We start from the raw sequence: 19,279 nt of genomic DNA on the forward strand, positions 1-19,279 counted from the left end.
CGGCGCGGCCGGGTGGCTCAGAAGCGATACGCGGTATTCAGGTAAACCACCGTCTGGGCATTGGGCGCCTTGCCGACCTGGGCGCTGACGCCGGCGCCCAGGTTCCAGTTCCGGTTCAACTGGGCGGCGGCGTTCAGCTCCAGCAGGCCGCTGTTGCGGGCCCGTTCCTGGTCGGTGGGCAAGTAGAAGGTACGGTTGTCGTGCACGCCGTCCTGCAGGCGGGCGCCCATTTCCTGGGCGGGCTTCTTGAATTCGTGCAGCCATTGCGCGGATGCATGTACGGTCCATTGCGGGTTCAGGGGCACGGTCACCTGATAGCCCAGGCTGCTTTGCACGGAGGTCTGATCCTGGGCATTGAAGCTCATGGAGGTGGACAGGCCCTTGCCGTCCTCGTCCAGGCGCTTGATCCTGGCTTTCTGCACGCTCAGGCCCGCGACCGGACCATGGGTGAACGCGCTGGCCCGCCATTGAAAGCCGGCCGATATCTTGCCGCCGAGCTGCTGTCCGCCGGCGCTGGCTCGATGTTCGCGGCTGGCGGCGCCCAGGGGGATCCGGCGCCGGGTGTCATTGTCCAGGCTGGCATAGTAGAGCTGCGCGTTCACCCACAGGTCCGCGGACTGCCAGCGGCCGTATACCCCGCCCCCTGGCGCTTTTGCGCATAGGTGTGGCGATCTTCCGCTTGCCGTCCAGATTGTCGTAAGACAGGTAGGCGCCGATGGTCCAGGCGTCCAGGTACTGGTCCACCCCGACGAGCCAGCTGCCGCCGGTGCCGTCCAGGCGGGTGTTGACGCCATGACCGCTGCCGGTGACTGCCGCGCCCTGGGCCCAGACGGACAGCGCGCTGTTCTGCTGCCGTCCGGCTTCCTGCAGGCGGCGGTCTATATGTTGCATCTGCATCAGGCCGGCCGTGTTGGCGGCGGGCGCCAGTACGGCCATCCGAGCCGGTGCGTTCAACACGGACTGCGCATAGTCGGCGACCATGCGGTGGCCGGCCGTCGTGGGATGCACGCCGTCGGCGAACAGATAGGTCTGGTCGGCGTTGGGCTCGACCAGGTCGGCCGGCGTGCAAAGGCGTGAAGAGACCGAGCCGCAGGCTGTGTCCTTCACATTGGAGAACCCATAGGCGGCGGGTTCGGCCATCACTTCGTGCAGCAGGTTGGAGACGTTCAAGGGAATGATGTTGGCGGGGCTGCGGCTCAGCAGCAGGTCCAGGTTCTGGTTGTAGCTGTTGCTCATCCGGCTGGCGAGGGCGGCCAGCCAGGGAGAGCCGGCGAATGCCGGCGCCATGCCCAGATCGGGGATGTTGGGGACCAGTATGTAGCGCGCGCCGGCCTGCGACAGTTGATTGATCAGCGTGGCCTGGCCGATCAGGGATTCCGCAATGATCTCGTTCGCGTGAAACGGGTCCAGGGCGGCGGCGAACAAATCGTTGGGGCCGCCCCAGACGCTGTAAAGGGCCTGGCCGTCAAGGCGTCCGCCCTGCATGGCCAGCATATGCCGGGCCTGGGTGGTCATGGAAGGCAGGACGGGGTTGGTAGGGCCGACGGGTTTGGTGGGATCGGCTTTGTCATCCACCACGACTCGGGCGCCGCCTGCCGCATAGTCGCTGCCGCCCTGGGTGCTGGGCAGCGCTTCGTTTCCCAAGCGGCTTGCCAGATCCTGAGCCCATACCTGGCCCGGATTGGTGGTGAAGCGCGAGCCGAACTGACCGCTGTCGCTCAGGCTGTCGCCGATGAAGTAGATGCGGGAGAAGGATTGAGCCTGGGCGTTTGCACCCAGAATGGCCAGTGCCAGGGCGAGACATGATTTTTTCATGATTGAGCCAGTCGACAAGAAGGGTTTTTTGATCGATGTTCCAGGAAAACAGCGGAATTCTTGGTTCCCGTCTTCAGGCTTTTCCAATTTCAATCGGGTTCACGATTCAATCGGGTTCTAGAGTCCGATCAGGAACTCGGGCAGACCTGGATTCATCACGGTCGGAGCTTGAGGGGATCAAGCTCTGCGGAGAAAAGGAGCCGTCCAACGCAAGCCTTGACGGCCGCGCCTCTCCTGCGCGTCAGGATGCTCTTTTTTCTTGCCTATTGGTTTGCGTTGTTTTCAATATGGTTCCATATCTGAACGAAAGCAGGCTGTTGCCGGACCTCTGCCGGGACGGGTCTTGCAACGGAGAAAACGGCTGAAGCGGGAGATCGTGTTGTGAGCTGAACGTGGCCGTTCAAGAAGGCGCAAAGCAGGGCGATGCAGGTCGGCGGCGTCCATCAACGCGGCGCCGGCCGGCCTGTTCATCATGGCCGGGCTCAACGATGGATTGCGTTCTTGAATGCAAAAACGCCATGCTTGCGGGCATGGCGTTTGCTGGCATGGGACGGCAGTCTGCGAGACTTCAGCGGCTGTTGGGGGCCGCCCGCACGGTGGGGTTTTCAACCAGGGGGACGAACTTCATGGCGCCGCCGTCGTAGGCTTCGATGGTGCCCGATTCGATGTCGTAGACCCAGCCGTGCAGGGTCAGCCGGCCTTCGGACATGGCCAGGCGCACCGAGGGGTGGGTCTGGATGTTCGCCAGTTGGGCGATCACATTTTCGCGCACCATGGAGGCGATGCGTTCGTGCTCGTTGGCGTGTTCGCGGGCTTCATTGACGAGGCGGGCCGAATCGGCGTAGCGCAGCCAATGATCCACGGCCGGCATGTGATCCAGGCATTGGCAGGTGGCGATGGCGGTCATGGCGCCGCAATCGGAGTGGCCGCAGATGACGATGTCCGAGACGCGCAGGGCGGAGACGGCGTATTCGACCGACGCCGTGACGCCGCCGGGTTCCGGTCCATAGGACGGAACGATGTTGCCGGCGTTGCGGATCACGAAAAGGTCCCCCGGTTCACGCTGGGTGACCAGCTCGGGGACCAGGCGGCTGTCGGAACAGGAGATGAACAATGCGCGTGGGTTCTGGTGCGTGGCCAGGTTTTTGAACAGCTTGGCGCGCTTGGGGTAGGCTTCCCGATGAAACTTCAGAAAACCTTCAATGATATCTTTCATCCTTGTCCTTGTAGTCTAGGTCAGGTTGAAGATTACTCTTCCTTAGTCATAAGGTAAAATACTGTTTTCTGATACAGTTCATTGGCATTGCTTATAGGAGTGGCCGGCGTGCTCTTGCGTCATCTCAATTACTTCCTGGCGGTTGCCCAGTATCAGAGCTTCACTCGCGCGGCGCACGCCCTGCATGTGTCCCAGCCCGCCTTGTCGCAGCAGATCCGTCAGTTGGAAGATCACTTGGGCGCGCAATTGTTCGACCGCAACGGGCGCGTCGTGCGCCTGACCGACGCCGGCGAGGTCTATCGGCGCTATGCCCGCCAGGCCCTGCAGGACCTGGAGGAGGGGCGGCGCGCCATCCACGACGTGGGCGATCTCAGTCGCGGCTCGCTGCGCGTGGCCGTGGCGCCCACCTTCACATCCTATCTGATCGGGCCCCTGGTCGAGGCCTTCCACCGTCGCTATCCCAATGTGCGCCTGGTCATGCAGGAAATGCTGCAGGAACGGGTCGAGACCCAGTTGGTGGAGGACGAGCTGGACATAGGCATCGCGTTCGAAAAACCCACTTCCGCCGCTGTCGAGTTCCAGCCCCTGCTGGTGGAGACGCTGGCGCTGGTGGTGGGCCGCACGCATTCGCTGGCGGAGCGCCGCAGCATAGACCGCGACACCTTGATGCGCGAATCCCTGGTGCTGCTGACGCCGGAGTTCGCCACCCGCGGACAGATCGAGCGCCATTGCCGCCAGCATGACCTGGATCTGCATGTACTGATGGAGTCCAATTCCCTGAACGCCGTCATCGAGATCGTACGGCGCACCGGCCTGGCCACCCTGCTGCCGGCCGCCATTGCCGGCAACAGCGAATATCTGGTGGCGGTGGGGCTGGAGCCGGCGCCTCCGCAGCGGCGCGCCATCCTGATGCAGCGCAAGGGCGCCTATCAGTCGGCCGCCATGCGCGCCTTCATCGAACTGGCCCTGAAATATGGGGCCGCTTCCACCTTCTGATGCCGGCGCTACAGGGCGAGCGTGACGGGGGCTATGGAGCGGATCTCGCTTTCCTTGGTGGGCGCGCCTGTGGTCAGGTGGGCGACCAGGTCCAGGGTGGTCGACACGCGCGTCAGCATCAGGCAGGCGACTTCTCCGTCGCGCACGCGGCTGCTGTGCCAGCAGCCCGGACGCATGCATACGCCCTGACCCGGCGCGAGCACGACGGCCTTCAAGGTGGCCAGGTCGGGCCCGCCCTGCGCGTCGCTGGCGGCCACGACATGCACCACTTCGCCGGTCAGCGGCACCAGTGCCTGCTGGGTCAGCAGGTGCTGTTCCAGGGCGGCGACCTGCGGATCACGTATACGGTAATTGACCCACAGTACTTCCGTGCCGCCGCCTTCCCCGGAGTCGAAAGCGTGCTCGCGCCAGAAGTCGGTGGCGGCGTTGCTGAAGGCGGCCCCGGCGGGCGCGTGGCTCAGGCCCTTGCCCAGCATCCAGCCATAAGGGGCGAAGGCGTCGGGCGTCAGGGGCTGGGGGACGAGAAACGAGGACATGGATGCGCTCCGTGATCAGTCATGAGTGGGGGGCATTGTAGGCTGGCTGCGCGAGAAGGGAAGAGCGGCCCCGGCTGCGCGGGCCAGGGCCGCCCGGGCCTCAGAGCCTGGCGGGCGTGTAGCCGGCTTCTTCGATGGCCTTCAGGGCCTGGTCGGCGTCCAGGCCTTCGACCGTGACGTGGTGCTTGTCCAGGTCCGTGTTGACGGTCGCCTGGGGGGCGATGGCGTGGATGGCTTCGGTGATGCTGCGCACGCAATGGCCGCAGCTCATGTCGGGTACGGAGAATGTCGACATCGTCTGACTCCTGTTGATGGAAACAATGCAGACAGCTTAAGCCTTGCCACGGGGGCAAGGTCAAGGCCCGCTCACAGCGAGGTGATCAGGCGCAGCAGTTCGGGCTGGCGGAGGCAGCCGGTCTTTTTCATGATGGAGGCCAGGTGCTTGCGCGCCGTGTCGGGCGCCATGCCCAGCACCTGGGCGGCGTCCTTGACCGCCAGGCCGCTGGCCAGGCAATGGCATAGCTGCGCCTCGGTGGGCGTCAGGGAAAAGAACTCGGCGATCAGTTCGGCGCTGGGCAGGTGAAAGATATGGCGGCATTCGAGCCGTAGCTGCAGGATGCTTTGCAGGCCCTGGCTGTAGCGTGGTTCGGCCGGTCCTATGTACAGCCGGTAGGAGCGGCCCCAATTGTCGGGCAGGTGCAGTTGCCTGGGACGGCGGTCCTGCGCGCATTCCTGCAGCGCGGCCGCCAGGCGGCGGTCCCAGCGAGGATCCTGGTGGCGCAGTTGGTTGTCCGTCAATTGCAGGCCGCGGTCGTGGTCCAGCTCCTGGAACAGGTGGTGCACGTCGCTCATCAGTTCGCCGCGGCTGTTGACGATCATCCAGAGGTTGTGCCGGGGTCCCAGCAACTGCCCCAGATGGGAGAGTTCGGCAACATTGCGTTGCTGCTGTTCCCGCAGGGCCTGGGCGGCCAGCGCCATGAAAGCCTGTTCGGTGCGCAGCAGCTCGGTGCTGGGCTTGTACAGGCGGCTGCGCTGGAAGCTGATGGCGGTGATCCACTGTGTGTCGTTGGTCAGCACGCAGCCGTGGATCTCGCGGATGCGGCAGGGCAGCATGAAGTCGTTCCAGAAACTGCGGCTGATGTTGTCCTGCTTGTCCAGCTCCTGGCCGCCGGAAAAGCGCGTTCCGGCGGGCGAGCCCCAGTGGCGCAGGGCCATGGGGTCGCGGGTGTGGAAATGGCTGCCGTACAGTTGCAGGGTATGGTCGGGAATGTCGGCGGTTTCCGTGTGCGCCAGGCCATGCGCGCTTTTGCTGTGCCACAGCATGGTGGCTGAATCGGCCCCCACCAGATGTTTGGCGGCCGCCATGACGTCGTTCCATCCGGCCTGGCCCAGGCTCACGGCATGCAAGGCGTCGAATGCCGCGCCTTGGGGAGGCGATTGCAGTGTCAGCATGATCTATTTTCTGGACGTGATCAGTGAGGGCAAAGGCGGGCACGCGCCATTTTGCCTAAGCTAACACATTGTGTCTGAATGTTGTGCAAATGCCTGCTGCGGACGGAGCGGAGCCGTTGCGCCGGCCCCGCATGGTGCGCGGCTAGAACAGCCAGGGGGCCATCTGGCGCGCCAGACTGTCCTCGGGCTTGCCCAGCCACTGGATGCGGCTGCTGGTCAGGCCGGAGCTGGAGGTCTTGTTTTCCACGAAGGCGCCATATTTGATGGTCTGGTCCTGGGCGTCCAGCAATACTACGTAGCTTTCGCTGGGGCAATTGTGCGGCTTGCAGGCGCGAAAGAGCTGGTAGCTGCGTCCGTCCGCCGTGACGGCCTCGGCCGGCGAGGCGGTGCCGTACTGGTTCACCCAGCTGGCGCGCTTGGAGACGTCCCGCATCAGCGCGCGGTACTGGTCGGCGACCGGTTTGCTGGCGGCGGCCAGGTCGGACAGGTAGACGGGGTCGGCGGCCTGCGAGTTCGCCAGCAGGCCCGCGAACAGGGCGGCGCCGGCCAGCAGGCGGCATAGCTTGTTCGATGTATGCATGACAGCTCCTGAGGATGGGCGTAGGCCCAGTTTAGCAGCGCGGCGCCGCCCGTTCGCCGGGCGGCATCAAGGAAAACGTGCATAAACCCGTATTGCCGCAGTCGTTATAGTGCTTATCCGCCTGCCGCATTGGCGCGGGGTTGCGCCAGTCGGTAAGGTAGCATCCGGCAGCTCGTTCTCTAGGTAAAAACCACAGCTTGTCATCAGAATTCGTTCATAACTAAACTATTTATAAATAAATAGTTGGTGTGGTTGGAACCTGGATCCGGTCTGTCACACACCCTGAATAACGACAGCCTTTAAGCGCTGTGGCGCGAGGAGATAGCATGAAACGTATCGTATTGTCGGTGGCTCTGGCCACGGCTTTTGGCGGTTCGCTGGCCCATGCCGACACCATCAAGGTGGGCATGGCCATGGATACGTCCGGCCCGTTTGCGGCCGTGGGAGGCGAGGTGCGCGATGGCTTCAATCTGGCCATCAAGATGCTGGACGGCAAGCTGGGCGGCCAGCCCGCCGAATTCATCCAGCAGGACATGGCCGGCAACCCCGACCAGGCCCGCCAACTGGTGAATCGTTTCGTCCAGCGCGACAAGATCGACTTCTTCACCGGCCCGGTCGGCTCCAACGTGGCGCTGGCCGTGGCCCCGGCCCTGTTTTCGGCCAAGGTGCCCTACCTGACCAGCAACCCCGGCCCCAGCCAGTTGGCCGGCGCAGGCTGCAACGCCTACTTCTTCGGCGTGCCCTACCAGAACGACGCCTTTGACGAAGCCGCCGGCAAGGTGGCCGCCGACCGCAACTACGACAAGATGTTCATCATTGCGCCGGACTATCCGGCCGGCAAGGACCACCTGACCGGCTTCAAGCGCGGCTACGGCAAGGAAGTCAGCGACGAGATCTACACCAAGCTCGGCCAGATCGACTATGCCGCCGAACTGGCGCAGATCCGTGCCGCCAAGCCACAGGCCGTGTACTTCTTCCTGCCCGGCGCCATGGGCATCAACTTCATCAAGCAATTCGTGGCGGCCGGCCTGAACAAGGACATCGTGCTGCTGGGCCCCGCTTTTTCGGGCGACGAGGACATCATTCCCGCCGTGGGCGAACCCATCCTGGGCATGTACAACACCGCCCAGTGGTCGCAGGACCTGGACGTGCCGGCCAACAAGACCTTCGTGGACGCTTTCCGCAAGGAATACAACGGCCGCTATCCTTCCGTGTACGCCGCCCAGGCCTATGACGTCATTCTGGCCATCGACGCCGCCGTCAAGCAGGTGGACGGCAACGTGAAGGACCGCGAAGCCGTGCTCAAGGCCCTGAAGGCCGCCGACTACGATTCCGTGCGCGGCAAGTTCACCTACGGCGCGAACAATTTCCCCATCCAGGCGTATTACCTGCGCAAGGTGGAGAAGGACGCCGACGGACGCCTTGTGAACCGCCTGGTCAGCAAGGTGTTCGACAATCACCAGGACGTCTACGTCAAAGACTGCAAACTCAAATAAGATTCAGGTGGTAGAAGCATGTCGCTCATTCTGATAACCGAGCAACTGCTGAATGGTTTGCAGTTCGGTTTGATGCTGTTCCTGATCGCCGCGGGCCTGACCCTGGTCTTCGGCATCATGGACATCATGAACCTGGCCCACGGCTCCCTCTATATGGCGGGAGCCTATGTGGCCGCGGAAACCATGCAGCGCACCGGCTCGTTCACCGCCGCCATCATCGTGGCGGTGGGCGTGACGGCCCTCGTGGGCATCGCCCTGGAAATCCTCATCATGCGCAAGCTGGTTACCCGCGACCACCTGGCGCAGGTGCTGGGCAGTTACGCGGTCATCCTGATCGCCAATGACCTGGTCAAGATGATCTGGGGTCCTACGCCCGTGATGCTCAACATGCCGGCCCTGCTGGCCGGCCCCGTCGAGATCCTGCCCGATTTCCTCTATCCGGCCTTCCGCCTGATGATCATCGCGGTGGGACTGGTCATGGCCCTGGCGCTGTACGCCTTCGTGACCAAGACCCGCGCCGGCGTGCTGGTGCGGGCGGGGGCCTCGAACCGTCAGATGGCGACATTGATGGGGGTCAAGGTGCCGGTGCTGTTCCTGGGCGTGTTCACGCTCGGGGCGGCCCTGGCCGCCCTGGCCGGCGCCCTGCTGGGCCCCATCACCGCCGTGCAGATCGGCATGGGCGAGGAGATCCTCATCCTGGTGCTGGTGTGCATCGTGATCGGCGGCATCGGCTCGATCCGCGGCGCTTTCGTGGGCGCCTTGCTGGTGGGCATGGTGGACACGGCGGGCCGCGCCTTCCTGCCCATGCTGCTGCGCAATGTGTTTCCGGCCGACGTGGCCTCCAGCGTGGGGCCCACCCTGGCCGCCATCCTGATCTACGTGCTGATGGCCGGCGTCCTGGTCTTCCGTCCATCGGGCCTGTTTCCGGCGCGAGGTTGATGACATGAGTACTTCGCGTATTTTCACCGTCCTGGTGCTGGCGGCGCTGATCGCTTTCCCGCTGCTGGCGCCCCTGTACGGGCTCGAGTTCTACATTTCCTTCGTGCGGCGCATTTTCATCTACGCGATGGCGGCCAGCGCCCTGAACCTGGTGCTGGGCTACGGCGGCCTGGTGGCCCTGGGCCATGCGGCATTCTTCGGCGCCGGCGCCTACACGGTGGGCATCCTGGCCACCGAAGGGGTGGACAGCGGCCTGATCGCCTGGCCCGCCGCCATGCTGGTTTCCGGCCTGCTGGCCTTCCTGACCGGCGCGGTGTCGCTGCGCACCCGCGGGGTGTACTTCATCATGATCACCCTGGCGTTCGCCCAGATGATCTATTACCTGTTCATCTCCCTGCGCCAGTATGGCGGCGAGGACGGGCTGAACATGTACAGCACCTCGCAACTGCCCGGCGTGGACCTGAGCAACGACCTGGTCTTCTATTACCTGGTCCTGGCCGTGCTGGTCCTGGTGCTGTTCCTGTTCCAGCGGCTGGTCAACGCCCGCTTCGGGCAGGCCCTGATGGGCACCCGCGAGAACGAGAGCCGCATGCAGTCGCTGGGCTATCCCGTCTACCGCATCCGCCTGACCGCCTATACGATCAGCGGCGCGGTCATGGGCCTGGCCGGCGCGCTGCTGGCCAATCACAACCTGTTCGTCTCGCCCAGCCTGATGAACTGGACCCAGTCGGCGGACCTGATCATCATGGTGCTGGTCGGCGGCATAGGCCTGCTGTACGGCGGCGCGCTGGGCGCCTTCGTGATGCTGGTGCTGGAGGAGATCCTGCGCAACTGGACCGAGTACTGGCACATGCCGCTGGGCATCCTGTTGCTGGTGGTGGTGTTCTTCGCTCCCAAGGGCCTGGCCGGACTGGTGCGCATCCGTTCCGCCGCCGATCCCGCAAGCACCGCCAAACTGGCCAAGGAGCAGGCATGAGCACGATGACGATGGCGGCGCCGGCAGCAACCCATGCCGCCTCCCTGGAGGCGCGCGGCCTGGTCAAGCGCTTCGGCGCCCTCAAGGCCACGGACGATGTGTCCCTGAGCCTGGTGCCCGGCGAGATCCATGGCCTGATCGGTCCCAACGGGGCCGGCAAGTCCACCCTGATCCACCTGCTGTCGGGCACGCTGACTCCCGACGAAGGGCAGTTTCTGCTGGGCGGCCGCGACGTGACTTCGCTGTCGGGCAACCAGCGCGTGGCGGCGGGCCTGGCGCGGTCCTTCCAGATCACCAATATCTTCAAGAACTACACGGTGCTGGACAACCTGGTGCTGGCCCTGCAGGCCTGCAGCGGCAGCAGCTTCCGCTTCTGGCGCGCCCGCCACGACGAGACGCAGCTCTACGAGCAGGCCCGGGCGCTGGCGGCCGAATGCGCCATAGCCGCCGAGCTGCTGCATACCCAGGCGGGGGTGCTGCCGCACGGCGAGCAGCGCAAGGTGGAGTTCGCCCTGGCGCTGGCCAGCCGTCCGCAGGTCCTGCTGCTGGACGAGCCCATGGCCGGCATGGGACCCGACGAGACCCTGCGCCTGACCGAGCTGATCGAATCCATGCGCGGCAAGGCCACCATGCTGCTGGTCGAACATGACATGGAGGCGGTATTCCGCCTGGCGGACCGGATTTCCGTGCTGGTGGCCGGCCACATCATCGCCACGGGCACGGCCGCCGAGATCCGCGACAACGAGGCCGTGCGTCAAGCCTATCTGGGCGACGATGACACGCCGGTAACACCAAGGTAGGACGTCATGCTGGAAACGACTCAATTACAAAGCGGCTACGGCTCCAGCCAGGTGCTGTTCGGCGTGGACCTGTCCATCAAGGCCGGACAGGTCGTCACCGTGCTGGGCCGCAACGGCATGGGCAAGACCACGCTGTTGCGCACCATCCTGGGCCTGCTGCCGGTGCGCGGCGGGGACGTGAAGTTCGACGGCCAGTCCATTTCGGGATGGAACCCCGACCGCATCGCCCGCGCCGGGATCGCCATCGTGCCGGAAGGGCGGCAGTGCTTTCCCAGCCTCACCGTGGCCGAGCACCTGACGGCGTTCGCCTGCAATCGCAATCCCAAGGCCAGCAAGGCCTGGACGCCGGAGCGGGTGTACGACTTCTTCCCGCGCCTGCGGGAGCGGGCTTCCAATATGGGCAATCAGCTCTCGGGCGGCGCGCAGCAGATGCTGGCCATCGGCCGGGCCCTGGTCACCAATCCCAAGCTGCTGATCCTGGACGAGGCCTCCGAGGGCCTGGCGCCCAAGATCCGCGAGGAGATCTGGAACTGCCTGGCCGTGCTGCGCGAGGAAGGGCAGACCATCCTGCTGATCGACAAGTACGTGGAGCGGCTGATGGCGCTGGCCGACCACCACATCATCCTGGAACGCGGCAAGCTGGTCTGGCAGGGCGATTCGGACGCCCTGGGGGCTGACCGGTCGCTCTGGACGCGCTATCTGGGCGTGTAGGGCAGCCGATACCCTTCCGCGCCGGCGCCTGGAACGCGCCGCAGGTCGATTACGATCTGCGGCGCGTTTTTCATGGTCGGCCAGCGCCGCCGTTCCCGGGTTGTGAAAGTTCCCTACGGCGGGAACGGAATCATGTTTGTTTGCGGTGTATCAATATGTAATGTCCGACCTTTCCTTACGATGACCTTAAGGCCAGAAGGGTTATGGGTCCTGCCCGGATCCAACTGGCAGGAAGTTTTATCATCCCACAAGGAAGTCGTCATGAAAGTACGCCTGTTCGCTCTTTCTGTCCTGTCGGCCACACTGTTCGCCGGCGCCGCCGCGCACGCCAGCGCCTACGAGCCTGTTCAGGTCATCCCCGAGGCCAAGGTCACCGATCCCGCGCGCGTGGAACTGGGCAAGAAACTGTTCTTCGAACCTCGCCTGTCCCGCTCGGGCTTCATCTCCTGTAACTCCTGCCATAACCTGAGCATGGGCGGCACGGACAATATCCGCACCTCCATCGGCGACCGCTGGCAGGAAGGCCCCATCAATTCGCCTACGGTGCTGAACTCCAGCCTGAACCTGGCGCAGTTCTGGGACGGCCGCGCCAGCGATCTCAAAGAGCAGGCCGGCGGCCCCATCGCCAATCCCAAGGAGATGGCCTTCACACATGAACTGGCGCTGGAATTCCTGAGCTCCATCCCCGAATACAAGGACGAGTTCAAGCAGGTGTTCGGCAAGGATCAGTTCGGCATCGAGGAAGTCACCCTGGCCATTGCCGCTTTCGAAGAAACCCTGGTCACGCCGGATTCGCGTTTCGACCTTTGGCTCAAGGGCGACAAGAAAGCCATCACCGACCAGGAACTGGCCGGTTATCAGCTCTTCAAGGCCAGCGGTTGCGTGGCCTGCCACAATGGTCCCAACCTGGGCGGCACGTCCTTCCAGAAGATGGGCGTGGTCGAACCCTACAAGACGGACAACCCTGCCGAAGGCCGCGCGGCTGTCACCGGCAAGGATGCCGACCGCTTCAACTTCAAGGTGCCTACGCTGCGCAACGTGGAACTGACCTATCCCTATTTCCACGACGGCGCGGTCAACACCCTGACCGAAGCCGTGGATATCATGGGACGCCTGCAACTGGGCCGCAGCTTCAGCGAACAGGAGAACGCCCAGATCGTGGCTTTCCTGAAGACCTTGACCGGCAAGCAGCCTGAAATCGTCCTGCCCATCCTGCCGCCTTCGCGCGACAACACGCCGCGTCCGGTACCTTTCGGTTCCTGATCTCCGGCAGCCCGCGACTGGAGCGACGGCCCGCCATGCGGGCCGTCGCTCATGGCGGAGGAGATGCCCATGCCGGCATTGTAGATGCGCTGCGGAAACGGCTTAAAAATAGTACCATTTAGATACTATATAAACGACGGGAACCATCATGAGTCGCATCGTCCTTTTCGAGAACATCCATCCCAGCGCCCGTGAAGTCTTCGAGGCCGCCGGATTCACCGACATCCAGACCCACAAGGGGGCCCTGTCGGGCCAGGAATTGCTGGATGCCGTGAAGGGCGCCCAGGTGGTGGGCATACGCTCCCGCACGCAGTTCGACAGCAGCGTGCTGGAACAGGCGGACCAGCTCAAGGTGCTGGGCTGCTTTTGCATAGGCACCAACCAGGTCGATCTGGGCGAAGCCGAGCGCCGCGGCGTGCCGGTGTTCAACGCGCCGTTCTCCAACACGCGCTCGGTGGCCGAACTGGTGCTGGGCGAAGCCATTCTGCTGCTGCGCCGCATCCCTGAAAAAAACCTGCGCGTGCACCAGGGCTTCTGGGACAAGAGCGCGGAGGGCGCCTACGAGATCCGCGGCAAGACCCTGGGCGTGATCGGCTACGGCAATATCGGTTCGCAGGTCGGCACCCTGGCCGAGGCCCTGGGCATGCGCGTGCTCTATCACGACGTGGAATCCAAGCTGCCGCTGAGCAATGCGCGAGTCTATGGCAACCTGAAGCAGATGCTGGCCGAATCCGATGTGGTCACCCTGCACGTGCCGGGCGGCCAGTCCACGCAGAACATCATCAATGCGGACACATTGGCCGCCATGAAGCCCGGCGCCATCCTGATCAACGCCTCGCGGGGCACGGTGGTGGATATAGCCGCCCTGCACCAGGCGCTGGTGTCGGGCCATCTGGCCGGCGCCGCCCTGGACGTGTTTCCGGTGGAGCCCAAGAGCGTCGATGAGCCCCTCAAAAGCCCGCTCATCGGCATGCCCAACGTGATCCTCACGCCGCATATCGGCGGCAGCACGCAGGAATCGCAGGAGAACATAGGCCGCGAGGTTGCCGAGAAACTGGTCAGCTTCCTGCGCAGCGGCGCGACCAAGGGCGCGGTGAATTTCCCGGAGGTCTCCTACCACGACATCCACGGCGCATGCCGCCTGCTTCATGTGCATCGCAACATCCCCGGCGCGATGGGAGGCCTGAACAACATTCTGGCCGGACACGGACTGAACATCAGCCGGCAGCAGTTGCAGACCCAAGGCGAGCTCGGCTATGCCCTGACCGATCTGGACCGCGTGCCGGACGAAGAGGTCCTGGAGGCCGTCCGGGCCCATACAGCCACATTGCGTTGCGAATTGATCCTGGCGCAGTGACAACTCCAAAGAAAACCGGGCCTGCGCCCGGTTTTCTTCATGGCGTCCCGGTGAACGCCGGGCGGCTGGCGGTGGACCAGCGCACGGCCTGCTCATGCCCGGGGACGGGGGGCAGAATGTCTTTCAGCGTGTAGCCGTCCAGGTGGGACAGGAATCGGGCCAGGGCCTGGTTCAGGATGCCGCTCAGGCCGCAGCGCCCGCTGATCACGCAATGGCTGCCGCTGCCCAGGCATTCCACGACGGCCAGGTCGTTTTCGGTGTAGCGCACGAGCTGGCCCAGGTTCATGTCCTCGGGCGGACGCGACAGGCGCATGCCGCCGTTCTTGCCGCGCTGGGTCTGGATCCAGCCGCCTTTGGCCAGCAGATGCGTGACTTTCATCAGGTGCGCTTCGGAAATCTGGTGGTATTGGGCGATTTCCGCGATGGTGCAGAGCCGGTCTTCGTGCTGGCCCAGGTACATGAGCAGGCGCAAGGCGTAATCGGTCAGGTTGGTCAGGCGCATGGTCAGGGCAGTTGCAGGTCCGTGGAGACCTGGGTGGGGTGATGCTGGAATTGACAACCGAACCAGAAGCTGCGGGCGATGCGCTGGGCGTATTCCAGGGCGAGCTGCGCCATGGCCTGGTTGTTCCGTTCCTCGCAGGTTTCCTTGAACAGGCGCAGCCATTGTTCGAAGTGGCTGGCCTGGATGTGCGAAAGAGTCAGGTGCTTGCCCATTGGGTTGCCCTGGTAGCCGTCGGTCTTGAGCAGCAGGGACGACCAGAATTCCTCCATGACGCCCAGGTGCGTGTCCCAATCCTTGATGCGTTCGGAAAAGATGGGGCCCAGAACCTCGTCCATGCGGATGCGGTCGTAGAAATCCCAGACCAGGTCATGGATTTCCTGGCGGGTGCAAAGAGTCGTTGTGGTCATGAAAGTCGCGGCTTGAAGATATATTTGCAATTCATCTTATGGGCTTTGGCGGCCGCGGTCAAGCAGCGCAAATAGAGGCCAGGGCGCGCAAGAAAATATCTCGATTCAACGCGAATTCAACGCTCGCTTCCGTACACTGGCCCCGTTTTCAGAGTAAAGCTGTGGTGTCGGGCGATCCGCCTGGCGCCGTGTGTCGATGAACGGCGGAACCTGCGCTATGCGGCGTTCTTCCGACAGAAAGCGCAACGCCGGCAAGCCGAAATTGCGCTGGCAGTTCTGGCGGGATACGATTACTTTTTGTTGGCTGAACGCTAATTTTGTTACAGCACTGCCGCTTGAGGACGAATGACTACAACAAGACAGGCCCGGACGCTTTCCTGCGTCATTCCTGGGTTGAATGAAGCAGAGAACCTGCCGGCGCTGATGCCGGTGCTGGTCGCGCAACTGCGCGAGCTGGTACAGGATTTCGAGATCATTTTCGTTGATGACGGCAGCACCGATGCAACGCCTTTTGTGGTGGAGCACTTGCGCCAGACCTATCCTCAACTGGTCTACATCCAGCTGTCGCGCAACTTCGGCAAGGAAGCGGCGCTGACCGCCGGCCTGCAGGCCAGCCGCGGCCAGGTCGTGGTCTGCATGGACGCAGACCTGCAGCATCCGCCCGCCTTGATCGGGGACATGCTGGAGCGCTGGGCCTGCGGGGTGGAAATGGTCTATGCCGTGCGGGAAACCCGCGACGACGAAACCTGGATGAAGCGGGCCGGCACCAGCCTGTTCTACAAGCTCATGCGTACCTCCAGCGGGCTGCGCGTGCCGCGTGACGCGGGCGACTTTCGCCTGCTGGATCGCTGCGTGGTCGATGCCTTGCTGGCCCTGCCCGAGCGCAGCCGCTTCATGAAGGGGCTGTTCGCATGGGTCGGCTTTCCGTCTGAGCCCATTTATTACTCGCCCGCAGAACGCCTGCACGGCGTCAGCCGCTTTCGTCCCGGCAAGCTGCTGCGCTTCGCGGTGGACGGCCTGACCGCCTTCACCACCTGGCCCCTGCGTCTGCTGTCCCTGATGGGCGCGGTGCTGGCCATGCTGTCCTTTGGCTACGGCCTGTTCATCATCTTCAAGCACCTGCTGTATGGCGACGCGGTTCGAGGCTGGGCGACCCTGATCACCGTGGTGCTGTTTTTCGCCGGGGTGAACATGCTGTCGCTGGGCATCGTGGGCGAGTATGTGGCCCGTATTTTCGCCGAGGTCAAGAACAGGCCCTTGTATCTGGTGCGCCGCCGCCAGGGCGAGGGGCTGGGGCAGTCCCGGGCCGACGATGCGCCCTGAGCGGGGGCCGTCCGGCACCACATCGATATTCTGAATTCCTCCTTCGGCGGCCGCATCCGTGGCTGCCCAACATTATTAGCCAGACCCTGAACGATGAGTATCGATAATCCGCTTTCTGTTTCCACAGCAACGGCTCCAGCGGGGCGTGCGCGCGGCGTCGTCCGCTGGCTGGCGCCGGCCGTGCAGCGCCTGGGCGCCATGTCCAGCGTCTCCGTCACGCTGCTGTCCCTGCTGTGGTTCACATTGACGCTGGGGGCGTACCCCCTGCTGATTCCGGACGAGGGCCGCTATGTAGGAGTGGCCTTGTCCATGCTGCAGTCGGGCGATTACCTGGTGCCGCGCCTGGACGGATTGCCATTTTTCCATAAGCCGCCCCTGCATTACTGGCTGACCGCCCTGAGCCTGAAGGTGGCCGGCGTCAACTTCGTGGCGGCCCGCCTGGTGCCGGCGCTCATGGCTGCGCTGCTGATCGGAGCCATGCATGCGTTCTGCCGACGGCACGCCAGCCGCCAGCATGCAGCCTGGACCGCCCTGATCCTGGTCAGCAGTCCGCTGCTGTTCGGCGCGTCGCATTATGCCAATCTGGACATGACCGTGGCGGCCTGGATCACCTGTTGCGTCCTGCTGGGCGCGCATACGGCCTTGCAGATGGAGCAGGGCCGTCCCTACCGCCTGGCGCTGATGGGGCTGTACGCCACGGCCGGCCTGGCCTTTCTGGCCAAAGGCCTGATCGGCATCCTGATTCCGGGCGGCATCCTGGTGTTCTGGCTGCTGGGCCGCCGCAAGCCCGGGATCCTGCTGCGCCTGTTTTCCCTGACCGGACTGGGCGTGCTCGCGCTGGTGGCCACGCCCTGGATGTGGGCCATGCAGGCGCGCTACCCCGGATTCTTCGATTACTACATCGTCTATCAGCATTTCCAGCGCTTCCTGGAGACGGGCTTCAACAATCCCCAGCCTTTCTGGTTTTATTTCGCCTTGATGCCCGTCGCCACGTTGACCTGGACGCCGTTTCTGTTCCAGCGCCGGAGCGGCGCCCGCAAGCCGGACGACGGCCTGGGCCCGGTGCGCGGCCTGATGCTGTCGGCCTTCCTGACAGTAGTGGTGTTCTTCTCCATCCCGACCTCCAAGCTGGTGGGCTATGTCCTGCCCGCCATAGGGCCGTGGAGTTTCTTCCTGGCCGATGCGCTGGTGCGCCGCCGCAGCCGGGACGGGGAGGCCGGCACAGACCGGCGTGCGGTCTGGAGCCTGGCGCTGGGCGTGGCTTTGTGCCTGGGTGCGGTCGCGGCGATGGTAATGCGGCCGCAAGTCAACAGCCGCGCCCTGGGCCATGTGCTGGCGGCGGAATACAAGCCGGGCGACCAGGTCGTCTTCGTGAACGACTACCGCTACGATCTGGGTTTCTATGTGCCGGGGTTGAAAGCCGTCAGCGTCATGGGCGACTGGTCCGATCCGGACATCGCCCGCACGGACAGCTGGCGCAAGGAACTGGTGGAAGCGGCTCGCTTCGAGCCGCAGCGCGGCGCGTCGACGTTGATCGACCGGAATGCGTTGCGTGAACGCTTGTGCCGGGACGGCAAGCAGGTCTTCTGGCTGATCGGCGCGCCTGACGCGGTACGTCACAGCCTCGTGCTGACCCATGCCCAGCGTTTATATGAAGATCACCGCATCGCCTTGTGGCGCTTCGACGAGGACGATCATGCCTTCATGTGCGGCGAAACGCCCAAAGACGGCCTGCCAGGAAGGTCAGCACAGCCAGCGCAATGAGGATCAGGCCCAGCAGGATGTCGTAGCGCAGGCCGCTGTATTTCAGCAGCGCGGCATAGCTGGCTTCGTTGACGGCGAAGCCGGCGGCCGACACCATAAAGAAGCGGCCCAGGGCGGGAAGCAGGCGGGCCTGCTGCTGGCGGAACGTCAGCCAGTAGTGGCCGCTGAACGACACGAGGAAAGCCACCAGCCAGCCGAACAGGTTGGCCAGCAGAGCCGGCGCGCCCAGGGTTTGCACCACTGCGACTACAATGCCCCAGTGCGTGATGGCGGCCAGCGTGCCGACCAGGATGAACAGAATGATTTGACGGGACATGGCGAAGGTGGAGCGAACAGTGGCGAAGGACAGGCAGATCAGTATTTGCGCGGATGATTTCGGCATGGCGCCGGCCGTGGATGCAGCCGTGCTGGAACTGGCGCAGGCGCGGCGGCTGTCCGGCACATCCTGCCTGGTGGAGGGCGCCAGCTTCAGGCAGAGCGCGCCGGCCCTGCGCCAGACCCATCTGCAAAAAGGCCTGCACCTGAATTTTACCGAGTTCGGCTCCAGGCCGGGCGTGTATGCCATGCCGCTCAAGCAGGTGATCCTGTCCAGCCTGCTGCGCAGGCTGGACAGCGCCAGGGTCAAGGCGAGCATCGCGCGCCAGTGCGATCAGTTCGAGCAGGCGCTGGGCCAGGGGCCCGACTATATCGATGGGCATCAGCACGTGCATCAGTTGCCCATGATCCGCGAGGCCTTGCTGGAGGAGATGGAACGCCGCTATGGCGGTCGCATGCCCTGGCTGCGCTACACCGGCGCGCAGCGCCTGGGGAGCGCCTTCAGCGTTGGCGAACGATTCAAGGCGCGCGTGATCGCCTCGCTGGGGGCCGATGCCCTGGCGAGCCTGGCCGCGGCCAAGGGCGTGACCCTCAATGCCGGTTTTACCGGCGTCTATGACTTCAAGGGCGGGCAGGCGCGCTACGCCCGCTTGATGCAGGCCTGGCTGGCGGCCATGCGGCATGGCGACAGCCTGATGTGCCATCCCGCCCTGGAGGCGCTTGCCGGCGATCCGCTGGGTGCGCAGCGCCTGGCCGAATACCAGGTCCTGTCAGGGCCGGACATGGCCCGGTGGCTGGACCAGTACAGCCTGCGTATCGCCTGAACGAGCG

General features: G+C 64.2%; 21 protein-coding genes. 11 read left to right on the forward strand and 10 right to left on the reverse strand.

Going from position 1 to position 19,279, the window contains the following annotated elements; translation table 11 throughout:
* Nucleotides 1-17: 17 nt before the first annotated feature.
* The 3 genes from ACWPWO_RS03470 to ACWPWO_RS03480 all read right to left on the reverse strand — a co-directional run bounded on the left by ACWPWO_RS03470 (nt 18) and on the right by ACWPWO_RS03480 (nt 3,031).
* Nucleotides 18-602, reverse strand: coding sequence for an autotransporter domain-containing protein (locus tag ACWPWO_RS03470; RefSeq protein ID WP_454004431.1), 585 nt, complete (start codon nt 600-602; stop codon nt 18-20).
* Nucleotides 565-1,815 (reverse strand): SGNH/GDSL hydrolase family protein, encoded by a 1,251-nt coding sequence (locus ACWPWO_RS03475; RefSeq protein WP_454004433.1) that lies wholly within the window; start codon nt 1,813-1,815, stop codon nt 565-567. The genes ACWPWO_RS03470 and ACWPWO_RS03475 overlap by 38 nt, the downstream gene beginning before the upstream one ends.
* Nucleotides 1,816-2,383: 568 nt before the next feature.
* Nucleotides 2,384-3,031, reverse strand: a complete 648-nt coding sequence (locus ACWPWO_RS03480; protein ID WP_454004435.1) for a carbonic anhydrase — start codon at nt 3,029-3,031, stop codon at nt 2,384-2,386.
* A gap of 108 nt (nt 3,032-3,139) precedes the next feature.
* On the opposite strand from ACWPWO_RS03480, the gene cynR reads away from it, so the two are divergent.
* Nucleotides 3,140-4,027, forward strand: a complete 888-nt coding sequence (gene cynR / locus ACWPWO_RS03485) for a transcriptional regulator CynR (RefSeq protein WP_454004437.1) — start codon at nt 3,140-3,142, stop codon at nt 4,025-4,027.
* Between the two features lie 8 nt (nt 4,028-4,035).
* Here cynR and ACWPWO_RS03490 read toward each other — a convergent pair whose 3' ends face one another.
* The 4 genes from ACWPWO_RS03490 to ACWPWO_RS03505 all read right to left on the reverse strand — a co-directional run bounded on the left by ACWPWO_RS03490 (nt 4,036) and on the right by ACWPWO_RS03505 (nt 6,595).
* Nucleotides 4,036-4,563, reverse strand: coding sequence for an ureidoglycolate lyase (locus tag ACWPWO_RS03490; RefSeq protein WP_454004439.1), 528 nt, complete (start codon nt 4,561-4,563; stop codon nt 4,036-4,038).
* A gap of 100 nt (nt 4,564-4,663) precedes the next feature.
* Nucleotides 4,664-4,858, reverse strand: coding sequence for a heavy-metal-associated domain-containing protein (locus tag ACWPWO_RS03495; protein ID WP_394064119.1), 195 nt, complete (start codon nt 4,856-4,858; stop codon nt 4,664-4,666).
* Between the two features lie 71 nt (nt 4,859-4,929).
* Nucleotides 4,930-6,015 (reverse strand): helix-turn-helix transcriptional regulator, encoded by a 1,086-nt coding sequence (locus ACWPWO_RS03500; protein WP_454004442.1) that lies wholly within the window; start codon nt 6,013-6,015, stop codon nt 4,930-4,932.
* Between the two features lie 142 nt (nt 6,016-6,157).
* Nucleotides 6,158-6,595 (reverse strand): Ivy family c-type lysozyme inhibitor, encoded by a 438-nt coding sequence (locus ACWPWO_RS03505; RefSeq protein WP_454004444.1) that lies wholly within the window; start codon nt 6,593-6,595, stop codon nt 6,158-6,160.
* 326 nt (nt 6,596-6,921) lie between these two features.
* On the opposite strand from ACWPWO_RS03505, the gene ACWPWO_RS03510 reads away from it, so the two are divergent.
* From ACWPWO_RS03510 to serA, 7 genes are all read left to right on the forward strand, one after another.
* Nucleotides 6,922-8,091: an ABC transporter substrate-binding protein gene (locus ACWPWO_RS03510; protein WP_454004445.1), complete on the forward strand. Its 1,170-nt coding sequence runs from the start codon at nt 6,922-6,924 to the stop codon at nt 8,089-8,091.
* Nucleotides 8,092-8,109: 18 nt separating this feature from the next.
* Nucleotides 8,110-9,030, forward strand: a complete 921-nt coding sequence (locus ACWPWO_RS03515) for a branched-chain amino acid ABC transporter permease (RefSeq protein WP_394064126.1) — start codon at nt 8,110-8,112, stop codon at nt 9,028-9,030.
* A gap of 4 nt (nt 9,031-9,034) precedes the next feature.
* Entirely contained in the window at nt 9,035-10,006 is a 972-nt protein-coding gene (locus ACWPWO_RS03520) for a branched-chain amino acid ABC transporter permease (protein ID WP_454004448.1), read from the forward strand.
* A gap of 5 nt (nt 10,007-10,011) precedes the next feature.
* On the forward strand, nt 10,012-10,806 hold the full coding sequence (locus tag ACWPWO_RS03525) for an ABC transporter ATP-binding protein (protein ID WP_454006261.1): 795 nt from the start codon (nt 10,012-10,014) through the stop codon (nt 10,804-10,806).
* Between the two features lie 6 nt (nt 10,807-10,812).
* Nucleotides 10,813-11,517: an ABC transporter ATP-binding protein gene (locus tag ACWPWO_RS03530; RefSeq protein WP_454004450.1), complete on the forward strand. Its 705-nt coding sequence runs from the start codon at nt 10,813-10,815 to the stop codon at nt 11,515-11,517.
* 261 nt (nt 11,518-11,778) lie between these two features.
* The gene (locus tag ACWPWO_RS03535) at nt 11,779-12,780 is read left to right on the forward strand and encodes a cytochrome-c peroxidase (RefSeq protein WP_394064132.1); all 1,002 of its coding nucleotides are present in this window, start codon (nt 11,779-11,781) and stop codon (nt 12,778-12,780) included.
* Nucleotides 12,781-12,928: 148 nt separating this feature from the next.
* Nucleotides 12,929-14,137: a phosphoglycerate dehydrogenase gene (gene serA / locus ACWPWO_RS03540; protein ID WP_454004452.1), complete on the forward strand. Its 1,209-nt coding sequence runs from the start codon at nt 12,929-12,931 to the stop codon at nt 14,135-14,137.
* A 37-nt stretch (nt 14,138-14,174) separates the two neighbouring features.
* Here serA and ACWPWO_RS03545 read toward each other — a convergent pair whose 3' ends face one another.
* Both ACWPWO_RS03545 and ACWPWO_RS03550 read right to left on the reverse strand, forming a co-directional pair.
* The gene (locus ACWPWO_RS03545) at nt 14,175-14,639 is read right to left on the reverse strand and encodes an RrF2 family transcriptional regulator (RefSeq protein ID WP_454004454.1); all 465 of its coding nucleotides are present in this window, start codon (nt 14,637-14,639) and stop codon (nt 14,175-14,177) included.
* A gap of 2 nt (nt 14,640-14,641) precedes the next feature.
* Nucleotides 14,642-15,046 (reverse strand): group III truncated hemoglobin, encoded by a 405-nt coding sequence (locus tag ACWPWO_RS03550; protein ID WP_454004456.1) that lies wholly within the window; start codon nt 15,044-15,046, stop codon nt 14,642-14,644.
* Between the two features lie 345 nt (nt 15,047-15,391).
* Here ACWPWO_RS03550 and ACWPWO_RS03555 point away from each other — a divergent pair, with 345 nt between their 5' ends.
* Both ACWPWO_RS03555 and ACWPWO_RS03560 read left to right on the forward strand, forming a co-directional pair.
* Nucleotides 15,392-16,369 carry a glycosyltransferase family 2 protein gene (locus ACWPWO_RS03555; protein ID WP_454004458.1) on the forward strand — a complete coding sequence of 326 codons (978 nt, stop codon included), beginning with the start codon at nt 15,392-15,394 and terminating at the stop codon, nt 16,367-16,369.
* A 93-nt stretch (nt 16,370-16,462) separates the two neighbouring features.
* Nucleotides 16,463-18,133 (forward strand): ArnT family glycosyltransferase, encoded by a 1,671-nt coding sequence (locus ACWPWO_RS03560; RefSeq protein WP_454004460.1) that lies wholly within the window; start codon nt 16,463-16,465, stop codon nt 18,131-18,133.
* Here the strand turns inward: ACWPWO_RS03560 and ACWPWO_RS03565 are convergent.
* Nucleotides 18,072-18,515, reverse strand: a complete 444-nt coding sequence (locus ACWPWO_RS03565) for a GtrA family protein (protein ID WP_454004461.1) — start codon at nt 18,513-18,515, stop codon at nt 18,072-18,074. The two genes, ACWPWO_RS03560 and ACWPWO_RS03565, sit on opposite strands and share 62 nt — an antisense overlap.
* Here ACWPWO_RS03565 and ACWPWO_RS03570 point away from each other — a divergent pair.
* Nucleotides 18,514-19,272 (forward strand): ChbG/HpnK family deacetylase, encoded by a 759-nt coding sequence (locus tag ACWPWO_RS03570; RefSeq protein ID WP_454004463.1) that lies wholly within the window; start codon nt 18,514-18,516, stop codon nt 19,270-19,272. The two genes, ACWPWO_RS03565 and ACWPWO_RS03570, sit on opposite strands and share 2 nt — an antisense overlap.
* The last annotated feature ends 7 nt before the right edge of the window (nt 19,273-19,279 follow it).

Source organism: Alcaligenes sp. Marseille-Q7550 (genome assembly GCF_965112015.1).